Genomic DNA, 2,788 nt, shown 5'->3' on the forward strand with positions numbered 1-2,788 from the left:
ATTTCGGTAGGTCGACCGTAGTACGGTCATTTTTTAACAGTTTTTAGATTTATTCTTCACTCTTGTTCATCTCAGAAATTAGAGAGGTACTTAGGGAGTCCAAAAACAATGTCCTGCTATGTTTTCTATTTTTTATGTCTTGGTAGGTATTGTATATTTTTCCGGTAGGTTTAAAATCAAAAATCTCTTGAAGCTTATTGGAGAGCTTGATAATACTTAAATCATTTTGATTTGTAATTCCGGCAAAACTTAAAGCATAAACTAGCTCCACCCAATCGGTATTGGTAAATGGCCAGGGGATTTTTTCTGTAGTATTCGATTTAACAGTTTTCTCATTTAGATTATTTTTAAGCTTAAATAATCGTTCATCCAAATAGACAACCAATAAATTGTATGCTTTGAATTTACCTAAAAGCATATCTCTTGGAGTGCAAAACTCGGGATCCTGAAAGTAGAATTTTGAAGTGGTTATATGATAGGTGTTCAAATAATCACGGGTGTAATATTCCTTATCAAAATGGGTAGCTTTGGAATTGACATACTGCCCAAAATCAATATTATACAAAAAGAAACGGTTAAGCTTGCCAATTTTCTTTTTTAGGAATTTAAGTTGGGCTTTTTTGTCGGCTTTTGGAAATTGAATTTCTAAAGAATGGATTTCTGAGAAATAAATAAGCTGTACCAGCGGGATTTGTTTTATGTTCTTAAAAAATTCTATCTCTTGTTCAAGGGAATCAAAATTATTCGCAATGATTTCCTTTTTGAACGAACTAAGGACGTTACGGCATACTTCAATAGAACGAAAAGCCCTATTCAAAATATCATTGTTTTTAAGCTTAATTTCGTTCAGTTTATCGAGTAGTATTTCTGCTTGTAACTGTAAATCCATTACCAATCATTTTACAGGTTATTTTTGAATAAGTACTTTTCAGGCATGTACAGCTTAGAAAAGCAAAAGCGGTAGTTTTACTCTAATGTAATTTCACCAATACAGAATCCCTGAAACATATTGCGTATTTAGCTACGAAAAATCCGTATTTATATACGGAAAATAAAAAGAGTATACTTTAATTGAGGTTTTTACAGCTGCTTTGTTATCAGGTTCAGAACGAATCCGGTTGTTGTAGGTTATGAGTTTTTGTGGAAGCGCGATAAAAATTCTTTTCTGCTATTTACTCCCGTTTTCTTAAAGATGTTGGAGGCATGTTTAGATACGGTGCTCTCGGCGATATAAAGATCTTTGGCAATTTTTTTATAGGAAAGATTGTTTAGAATCGATACTGCAATCTCGACTTCCCTTCTGGTTAAATCCTGATAGATAATTTTTATATTAATTGGAGCATCTTTTTGCTCTTTATTAAATGTAAAAACTTCATATACAATATCCTTATTTTTTAGGAAATAGAGATATCTATTGATCTCAATGGTTGTTATTGCATAAAACGCCAGATTCATCACCGAAAATGTCAGCCATTGGTAATCACCAATTACGGTTAAAATAGGTAAGAGTACAATACAGCTAATACTTATTAACGCTAATCTCTTTCGTTTTGAAATAAAGTTATTAGAGCTTTTCAAATTCGAAATCTTTCTATAAAACAGACCGAGAAAAATAAATGCCATGATTGAGGTGGGAATAGTAAACACGATTCTGGCAGAATCCAAGGAATTTGTTAAAACATAAGGGATTAGAAATAACAGGATAAAACTGCTAATTACCAAAATGGCTATATTTTTAAAAGACGCACGGAATTTCAAAAAAATAATATCATAATCTTTAAATAGATAATAAATCATATACAGGCACAATGCAATGGCAACCCCGTAAGTAATAATATACTGGAGAATAAGTGGATCGGTTAAATTTTCGATAGGCAAAAATCCCCCGGTGGTATTGTAAGCGATGTACAGAAGTCCGAGAATTATATATCTCTGGAAACTAAGGCGCTTAAGTTTAAAGTTTTCAATGGCAGCAATAACTACAATAAAAGTATCTATCAGCAAGTAGAAAAAGGTGGTCCAATGAATTGAGGTGCCGAACATTTTTATTCATTTTTAGGCGCAAACCTGTTGAATTCAAGATTTTTGGTAACATTGCTCCAATGAAAAATCCTGCCATTCATAGCTACATAAACACCAGGTTTTAAAAATTGTAAGGCACATATTGCATAGCCTAAATTGAATGGCGCATCCGTATTTTTAGAGTTTCCCAGTATAAAGGAGCCTACGAGAACAACAGTTTTTTTAAGTCCCTTATTTCCAAGGTAAACTGCGGTATCTTCCATCGTAAAAGTCCCGTGGGTTATTAAGAATTTTTCTGCATCGGAAGCTTTTATTTTTTTAGCAAAAAAATCCTGTCTTCATTGGTAATTGATCGGCTATCCTTAGCAAATGCTTTTTCGATAATGTAGGGAAAGGAAACATTGGCGGAATTAAGAAATTCCCGAATAGTCATCTTACTTTGCTCTAACTTATTTTCTGGGTTTTCATAATCCAAACCTTCAATAGTTCCTCCTGTGGTAATAATGTGAATCATAATTTTTTATTGGATTTAATCTACTCTAGATTTTGAAATGAAAATTTACTGCAAAAATTCAATTGTACTCCCACAAGTCATCATCTGCTCTCCATTAATATGGATTGCGTATTTCTTTATTGGCACTTAGCCAAAATGCGCCTTTGTTATTATTGGCCATCGGACATTTCTGAATCAATATTTGAAGATCGATATTCTTAATATTCATTACAAGGGGCACCATATTTTGATTCAATACAACAAAATGATTTC

4 protein-coding genes are annotated in these 2,788 nt (G+C 32.7%); all 4 read right to left on the minus strand.

The window, feature by feature from the left end:
- Positions 1–49: 49 nt before the first annotated feature.
- Positions 50–889: an RteC domain-containing protein gene (locus RM529_RS16750; protein WP_311485890.1), complete on the minus strand. Its 840-nt coding sequence runs from the start codon at positions 887–889 to the stop codon at positions 50–52.
- Between the two features lie 239 nt (positions 890–1,128).
- Positions 1,129–2,043: a helix-turn-helix transcriptional regulator gene (locus RM529_RS16755; RefSeq protein WP_311485891.1), complete on the minus strand. Its 915-nt coding sequence runs from the start codon at positions 2,041–2,043 to the stop codon at positions 1,129–1,131.
- Positions 2,044–2,045: 2 nt separating this feature from the next.
- A complete protein-coding gene (locus RM529_RS16760; protein WP_311485892.1) occupies positions 2,046–2,285 on the minus strand; it encodes an asparaginase domain-containing protein in 240 nt (79 codons plus the stop codon).
- Positions 2,286–2,332: 47 nt separating this feature from the next.
- Positions 2,333–2,536, minus strand: coding sequence for a hypothetical protein (locus tag RM529_RS16765; RefSeq protein ID WP_311485893.1), 204 nt, complete (start codon positions 2,534–2,536; stop codon positions 2,333–2,335).
- Between the last annotated feature and the right edge of the window lie 252 nt (positions 2,537–2,788).

Source organism: Autumnicola edwardsiae (assembly GCF_031846505.1).
In the GTDB taxonomy this organism is placed as follows: domain Bacteria; phylum Bacteroidota; class Bacteroidia; order Flavobacteriales; family Flavobacteriaceae; genus Autumnicola; species Autumnicola edwardsiae.

What these genes read in the sequence shown, in the direction of transcription:
- RM529_RS16760 (WP_311485892.1), bottom strand. Translation starts at nt 2,285, where the DNA reads ATGGAAGATACCGCAGTTTACCTTGGAAATAAGGGACTTAAAAAAACT.
- RM529_RS16765 (WP_311485893.1), bottom strand. Translation starts at nt 2,536, where the DNA reads ATGATTCACATTATTACCACAGGAGGAACTATTGAAGGTTTGGATTAT.
- RM529_RS16750 (WP_311485890.1), bottom strand. Translation starts at nt 889, where the DNA reads ATGGATTTACAGTTACAAGCAGAAATACTACTCGATAAACTGAACGAA.
- RM529_RS16755 (WP_311485891.1), bottom strand. Translation starts at nt 2,043, where the DNA reads ATGTTCGGCACCTCAATTCATTGGACCACCTTTTTCTACTTGCTGATA.